The organism is Erythrobacter sp. (assembly GCF_023653175.1).
Lineage (GTDB): Bacteria > Pseudomonadota > Alphaproteobacteria > Sphingomonadales > Sphingomonadaceae > Erythrobacter.
This window is the reverse complement of the sequence record NZ_JAMNXL010000181.1, coordinates 1-7,314: the sequence shown is the minus strand read 5'-3', so window position 1 is coordinate 7,314 and position 7,314 is coordinate 1. Positions and strand designations below refer to the sequence as shown.

Genomic DNA, 7,314 nt, shown 5'->3' with positions numbered 1-7,314 from the left:
CGCTCGATCCCGAGACTATCCACCAGTTGGGCCTGTCCGAAGTCGCGCGGATCAAGACCGAGCTTCAGAAGCTCCAGAAGGAAGTGAAGTTCAAGGGCACGCTCACCCAGTTCTTCGACTATGTCCGCACCGATCCCAAGTTCCAGCCCAAAAGCCGCGAGGGGCTGACGCAGACCTACTACGACATCGGCAAGGCGGTCGATGCGAAGATCGGCGCGCTGTTTGCGAAACTGCCCAAGTCGCCGCTGGAAATCCGCCCCTATGATCCCTCGACCGAAAAGTTCGAGGCCGGCGGCTCGTACCAGCAAGGCTCGCCCGATGGCTCGCGGCCGGGGATCTTCTACTTCAACGCCTATGACCTGCCGAGCCGCCTGACGCCGGGCAATGTCACACTCTACCTCCACGAGGGCGCACCCGGGCACCACTTCCAGGTCAGCCTCGCGCAGGAGAATGAGGCGCTGCCCGCCTTCATGCGCTATGGCGGAACGAACGCCTATATCGAAGGCTGGGCGCTCTATGCCGAGACCTTGGGATACGAGATGGGCTTCTACAAGGACCCGTGGAACCGCTACGGCACCTTGCAGGACGAACAGCTGCGCGCGATGCGGCTGGTGGTCGATACCGGCATCCACGCTAAGGGCTGGAGCCGCGACCAGGCGATCGACTACATGCTGGAGAACTCCGGCATGACCCGCACCGAAGTGCTCGCCGAGGTCGATCGCTACATCGCGATCCCGGGCCAGGCGCTCGCCTACAAGATCGGCGCGCTCAAGATCCAGGAGCTGCGCAAGCGTGCGGCCGACAAGCTGGGCGCCAGGTTCGACATCAAGGCCTTCCACGAGGAGGTGCTCAACACTGGCGGCCTCCCGCTGACCGTGCTGGACGCCAAGATCGACCGCTGGATCGCGGCCCAGGTCGCCAGATAGACCCGCACGGCCGCGCCGCCTGCGGCTCGCTTCGTCGTATCCGCTGCCCTGATTGCCCGCTCCTGCGGTCATCGGGGCAAAGGCGTTCACATGCGAGCAAGGTGTTGCGCAACACGCAGCCCTTCGCGCAGAACGCCAACTAAGGGCCCACACGGGTCAAAGTCGCAACGACGGGCCCGAACCGCAGGAGCATAACCACTGTGACGACCATTCTAAAAAGCCCCCGCAGCCTTGCGCTGCTTGCCCTGCTGGGCGCCGCCAGTGCCTCGAGCCTTGCCGCCCAGACCATCCCCCAGACCCTCCCCGACCCGGTCATCGGCGAGCAGGACGGGGTGACCACCACCACCGTCTACGGCGCGCTGCCGCCGCTCGCCGAGATGGAGGAAGGCGAGCGCGTCACGGGCATCATCTCGGCGCGCCGGGGCTCGCGCCTGCAGATCACCGCCGATGACGGCACGGTGCAGCTGGTGACGCTCCACCCCGACACCGAAATCCGCACCCGCGGCGGGTTCCTCGGTATTGGCAACAAGACCTTCGACCAGAGCGCGCTCATCAACGGCTTGCCGGTCATCGTGAAGACGGCGCGCTACGGCGAGGGCCTCGTTGCCAGCGAAGTGCGCTTCACCAGCGACGACCGCCAGATCGCGGCGATGATCCGCGGCGGCACCCAGCAGCAGTTCGGCGAGCAGGGCGCGGCGATCCAGCAGAACGCCGCCGCGACCGAAGCGCTGCGCGGCCGGCTCGGCGATATCGACAAGTACAACCTCAAGAGCACCACCAACGTCTATTTCGACACCGGCAAATGGGTGATCTCGCCCGCGGCCAAGGCCGAGCTTTGCGCCGCTGCGCAGACTGCCAATGCCAACGAGAACTCGCTGATGCTGGTGCTGGGCTACACGGATTCGACCGGCTCGCAGGAAGTGAACCAGACGCTGTCGGAAAAGCGCGCTGCGGCGGTGGTCAACCACTTGCAGCAGGTGTGCAAGTGGAAGCCCTATCGCATGCTCACCCCCACCGGCATGGCGACCGCCGACCCGGCGGCCGACAACACAACCGAAGCGGGCCGCGCGCAGAACCGCCGCGTCTCGGTCAACGTGCTGGTGAGCAAGGCGCTCGACGGGCAGTAAGAGACCTCTGATCGGCTGCGGCGGCCCCACGGGTCGTCGCAGCCTGTCCCGGCTCACCAGATCGGCAGACTTCCGCCGATCTGGATATTGGGCTTAACGCCCTCCGGATGAGGCAGACCCAGGGCATTGTTCAGGGCGCGGCGCAGCGGATTGGTGCAGATGGACGGCCCGCGCGCATAGTAGATCCGCCCTTCAAGCGTCTGCTTGCCCGCATCGGGCCGCAGGATCACCTGCCCCGCATTGCCCACGTCCCCGCCCTCGGCAATCGGATCGCAGCGGCGCAAGGCAATGCTGCCATCATCGCCCCGCTCGATCGCGGTGCAGACGAACGGCTTATAATATTTCACGATGCGGCTGTTGAGGTCGTAGGAATCGCGTCCGTCGGACAACACATATTGCGGATCGCGCGGGAGCAGGTCGAGCGCGCCGGGAGCAACGCTCACCCGCGCGGGCGGTTGTCCGAAGTAGTCCGCGACCTGCGCGACGATCCCCTGCCGGTATTCCTTGCCGTAAAACCACTGGTAGAACGTGTCGGCGTCGGAAAACGTCACCGCGGAGTTCCAGTTGACCGCATTGCGCCAGCAATCGCCGAGCCGCACGGTCTTGTCGCGCTGATGGTCGACCGTCACGCCCGCGGGTAGGCCGAAAGCCTCGCCGACCAGCGCCGTCTCGTCGGCGAAGTAATCGCCCTGGCTGTCGATCTGCGCGATCGCGACAGGCGCGGCAATGCAACCCAGAAACGCCAGCGTCGCCACGGTTTGCACGGGCCAGGTCCGCCACACCCGCGCCGGGGTCAGCCGATGCGCAAGGATGAGCAGCGCGACGATCATCGCCGGAACGCCGAACATCGAAAACATAGTGAAGGCGAACTGCGTCATGCAGCCGCTTTTACCCGCCAGCGTGGTAGAAATCGTAAACCTTGCGCGCGACCGTGGCGCTGACGCCGGGGGCGCGCTGGAGGTCTTCCAACGCGGCGGCGCGCACCTTGCTCGCGGTGCCGAAATGCAGCAGCAGCGCGCGCTTTCGCGCCGGGCCGATGCCGGGGATTTCGTCCAGCGGTGAAGCGGTGATCGCCTTGGAGCGCTTCGCCCGGTGCGCCCCGATCACATAGCGGTGCACCTCGTCGCGCAGGTTCTGCAGGTGGAACAAGAGCGGCGAATTCACCGGCAGCATCTTCTCGCGCCCGTCGGGGAAGTGGAATACCTCCCTGCCCTCGCGACCGTGATGCGGGCCCTTGGCGACACCCACGACGGCGATATCGTCGGCGATGCCGATTTCCTCGAGCACCCGCATGACGCTGGAGAGCTGCCCCTTGCCGCCGTCGATCAGGATAAGGTCGGGGAGGACGGTTTCATGCCCGCCGGGCCTGGCTTCGGGGTTCTCCTCGCCTTCGGCAAAGTTGCGGAATCGCCGCGCCATCACCTCGCGCATCATCGCGAAGTCATCGTTCGACTGCGCCTCGCGGATGTTGAACTTGCGGTACTGGCCCTTCTCGAAGCCTTCGGGCCCAGCGACCACCATAGCCCCCACGGCCTTGGTGCCTTGGATGTGGCTGTTGTCATAGACCTCGATCCGCTGCGGGGGCGCATCGAGCTCGAGAAACTCGGCCAACTCGCGGTTGAGGCGCGCCTTGGTGCCGGTCTCGGCCAGCCGCCGTTCGAGCGCCTCGACAGCGTTGCGCTGCGCCTGCATCATCAGCTTGCGCCGATCGCCGCGCTCGGGGACAGACAGCCTGACCTTGCGGCCCGCCAGTTCGGACAGTGCCGCCTCGATCAGCTCGGCCTCGGGCAATTCACGGTCCACCAGAATCGTGGGCGGCGGCGGCACTTCCTCGTAGAATTGCAGCATCACATTGGCGAGCACCTGCGCCTCGTCCACATCGGCGGTGTGGCGCGGGAAGAGCGCGCGGTGGCCCCAGTTCTGCCCGCCGCGGATGAAGAAGGACTGGACGCTCATCTGCCCGTTCTTGGCGGCCAGCGCGAAGACATCGGCATCGCCCAATCCTTGCGCATTGATTGCCTGCGAGCCCTGAATGAAGGTCGCCGCGCGCAGCCGGTCGCGCAGCATCGCCGCGGTCTCGAAATCGAGGTTCTCCGCAGCCTCGGCCATCTGCCGCTCAAGATCGGCCTGCACCGCGCCCGACTTGCCCGAGAGGAAATCCTTCGCCTGCCGCACCAGTGCATCGTAACCCGCCTCGTCGATCCGGCCCACACACGGCGCCGAGCACCGCTTGATCTGGTAGAGCAGGCACGGCCGGTCGCGGTTGTTGAAGAAGCTGTCGGTGCAGCTACGCAGCAGGAACAGTTTCTGCAGCGCATTCAACGTGGTGTTGACGCTCCCCGCGCTGGCGAAGGGCCCGTAGTAATTGCCCTTGGCCCGCCGCGCCCCGCGGTGCTTCTGGATGCGCGGGAAGGCGTGGTCGGCGCGCAGCAGGATGAAGGGGAAGCTCTTGTCGTCGCGCAGCAGCACGTTGAAGGGCGGGCGGAAGCGCTTGATCAGCTGCGCTTCAAGCAGCAGCGCCTCGGCCTCGGAATTGGTGGTGATGATCTCCATGCTGCGGGTCTGGCTGACCATCCGCTGGAGCCGCCCCGAAAGCTGCGCGATCTGGGTATAGTTCGCCACCCGCGCCTTCAGCGAGCGCGCCTTGCCCACATAGAGCACCTCGCCCCGGGCATCGAGCATACGGTAGACGCCGGGCACGGGTTTGAGCACCTTCACCGTCTCGCGGATCGCCTGCACCCCGCCTTCCAGATCGGGCTGGGCGCTCGACACGGTATAGGCGGCGCGCTCCTCGTTGAAGCGGTCGCCGCTGCCGGGATGCTGGGGAGTGCCTGCGGGGGTTCGGGCCATGGTGGTCAGATAGGGACGAGAGGGGGCGATTGGCAATTCCCGCGCGGCCCACTATCGGCAGGTTCGTGGAACAGAGCGACGTCATCATCCTCGGTGCAGGCGCGGCCGGGCTGTTTGCTGCGGGGCAGGCCGGCCAGCGGGGCTTGCGCGTGGCGCTGCTGGAGAAGGCGGACGCGCCCGGGAAGAAGATCCTAATATCCGGCGGCGGGCGGTGCAACTTCACCAACTTGGGCGCGGGGCCGGGCAACTACCTCTCGGCAAATCCGCATTTCGCCAAGAGCGCGCTGGCCCGCTACACCCCTGCGGACTTCATCGCACTGGTCGAGCGCTATGGCATAGCGTGGCACGAGAAGACGCTTGGGCAATTGTTCTGCGATGGCTCGGCCAAGCAGATCGTGGCGATGCTTCTCGACGAATGCCCGCCCGATAAGGTGACGCTGACCTGCGGGGCCGACGTGGCGGAGGTCGCGCGCGGGGGCGATGGCAGCTTCACTGTCACCGCCGCAGACGGCCGCTCATGGCAGGCACCCGCGCTGGTGATCGCGACTGGCGGGCCTTCCATTCCGAAAATGGGCGCGAGCGACTTTGCCTATCGGCTGGCGCGGCAGTTCGGCCTCAAGGTGGTCGAGCCCCGCCCTGCCCTCGTCCCGCTGACGCTCGGCGGGGAGGACGCGCTGTTCCGCGAGCTGTCAGGCGTCGCCGCGCCGGTGCGCGCGCGGGCCGGAAAGACAGAATTCGCCGAGGCGGCGCTGTTCACCCACAAGGGGCTGTCGGGGCCGGCGATCCTGCAAGTCTCCAGCTATTGGCGACATGGCGAGCCGGTGGGGATCACCTTCCTCCCCGATGCCGCGAGCGACTGGCTGCTCGAAGCCAAGCGCGACCGCCCCCGCGCGCACATACGCACGCTCCTTCGCGAGCGCCTTCCCGCCAGGCTCGCCGATGCGCTCGCCGACCGGCTGGCGATGGAGCGCGAACTCGGCAACTGCGGCGACAAGGACTTGCGCGCGGCACAAGCGAAGCTCGCCGACTGGCGCTTCGCCCCGAACGGCACCGAGGGCTATGCCAAGGCGGAAGTCACCGCAGGCGGGATCGCCACGGCGGAGCTTTCGAGCCGGACGATGGAGGCCACGAAGGTTCCGGGCCTCTACGCCATCGGCGAAGCGGTCGACGTCACCGGCTGGCTTGGCGGCTACAACTTCCAATGGGCCTGGGCGAGCGGTCATGCCTGCGCCGAGGCGCTGGCGGCCGCTCGCGCCTAGAACAGCTTCCGCAAATCGATGCCCAGATAGAGCCCCAGCGGGTCGATCACGAAGGCGTTGTAATTGACCGGCGTGATGCCCGCCCCGTCGCGCACGCGGCGTTGCGCGTCGAACACGTTGTCGGCGACGAGGCTGACGCGGAAGTCCTTCCACAGCCCCTCGTTCTTCCCCGTCACCTCGCCCAGATTGGCGAAGATGCGCAGGTTGAAGGTGACGATGTCGTCGAAGAACAGGTCGTTGGCCGCCACCGTGCCGTCGAGCCGGGTCTCGCCGGTGTAGACGCCCGACAGGCGGAAGCCCACGCCCTTGCCGAACAGGCCTGCCTCGAGGCGGCTCGAATGGCGCGGCTGGCCGAAGGCGCTGGTCGCCTCGCCATCGAGCTGGTCAAGCGGCTGGAGGCCGGGGGCGACGAGGATCTCGTTGGCGAGCTCGATCGTGTGGGTGAGGTTGAAGAAATAGCGCCAGCCCTGGAAGCTGCGCTGGGCGAGCGGGTTAAAGGCGGGGCCGCCGGGAGGTGCGGCGCCGGCAGGCGCGCCGCCAGCAGAGGGCGCGGCGGCACAGAAGCGCTGCTGGAACTGCGCAATCGCCTCGGGCGGGAGCGTGCCGTCAGGCAGGCGCGAACGGTCGAGCGCCATCTTGATGAAGGCGGGATCGATGCCAGGAAGCTCGGCCGAGACATCCTCGCCGCGCTCGATCTTGGCGATCAGGGCGGCGATTGCGGCATTGCCGTCCGGCCCGCAGGCCCGTTCACGGAAGGCGGCGAATTGCGGCGGCATGCCTGCCGCACCGGGAGCGCCCGGAGCGCCCGAAGGTGCCCCGCCCGGTGCCCCGCCCCCCATCATGGCGGGATCGATCGAACAGATGCGGGTGCGGAAGCTGGTCAGGCGCGCCGGATCGACCTTGCCGTCGGCCCCGCGCAGTCGCGAGAGCATCGGCGCGAGGCGCTGGGGATCGACGCCGGGAAACTCCGCGGAGATGTCCGCCCCGCTGTCGATCGCGGCAACCAGCTTTTCGAGGAAGGCCTGGCCGTCATCGGCGCACAGCCGCGCGCGGAAGGCCATGAACTGCTCGCGCTGCTCGGCGCTGGGCGCAAATCCGCCAGCCGGAGCCCCGCCGGGGCCGGGTTGGGGCGCGGGGGCCGGGCCGGTGCTG

General features: G+C 67.3%; 5 protein-coding genes and 1 pseudogene. 3 read left to right on the top strand and 3 right to left on the bottom strand.

Features of this window, described 5'->3' with window-relative positions:
* Positions 1 to 926 (top strand): DUF885 domain-containing protein (locus NBV68_RS16005; protein WP_296311642.1); only part of this gene is annotated, 926 nt, incomplete at its 5' end.
* A 200-nt stretch (positions 927 to 1,126) separates the two neighbouring features.
* Positions 1,127 to 2,053, top strand: coding sequence for an OmpA family protein (locus NBV68_RS16000; RefSeq protein WP_296311639.1), 927 nt, complete (start codon positions 1,127 to 1,129; stop codon positions 2,051 to 2,053).
* 53 nt (positions 2,054 to 2,106) lie between these two features.
* Here the strand turns inward: NBV68_RS16000 and NBV68_RS15995 are convergent, their stop codons facing one another.
* Together NBV68_RS15995 and uvrC are read right to left on the bottom strand one after the other, a co-directional pair.
* Positions 2,107 to 2,931 (bottom strand): hypothetical protein, encoded by an 825-nt coding sequence (locus tag NBV68_RS15995; protein WP_296311638.1) that lies wholly within the window; start codon positions 2,929 to 2,931, stop codon positions 2,107 to 2,109.
* 10 nt (positions 2,932 to 2,941) lie between these two features.
* Positions 2,942 to 4,903 (bottom strand): excinuclease ABC subunit UvrC, encoded by a 1,962-nt coding sequence (gene uvrC / locus NBV68_RS15990; RefSeq protein ID WP_296311635.1) that lies wholly within the window; start codon positions 4,901 to 4,903, stop codon positions 2,942 to 2,944.
* A 65-nt stretch (positions 4,904 to 4,968) separates the two neighbouring features.
* Between uvrC and NBV68_RS15985 the strand changes: the two genes are divergently transcribed.
* Positions 4,969 to 6,162 carry an NAD(P)/FAD-dependent oxidoreductase gene (locus tag NBV68_RS15985; protein WP_296311633.1) on the top strand — a complete coding sequence of 398 codons (1,194 nt, stop codon included), beginning with the start codon at positions 4,969 to 4,971 and terminating at the stop codon, positions 6,160 to 6,162.
* Here NBV68_RS15985 and NBV68_RS15980 read toward each other — a convergent pair.
* Positions 6,159 to 7,314, bottom strand: a pseudogene (locus tag NBV68_RS15980) (hypothetical protein); the annotation flags it as partial. The gene NBV68_RS15985 and the pseudogene NBV68_RS15980 sit on opposite strands and share 4 nt — an antisense overlap.

Excerpts from the sequence above, each read along its gene's own strand:
- NBV68_RS15995 (WP_296311638.1), bottom strand. The coding sequence starts at position 2,931 with ATGACGCAGTTCGCCTTCACTATGTTTTCGATGTTCGGCGTTCCGGCG.
- uvrC (WP_296311635.1), bottom strand. The coding sequence starts at position 4,903 with ATGGCCCGAACCCCCGCAGGCACTCCCCAGCATCCCGGCAGCGGCGAC.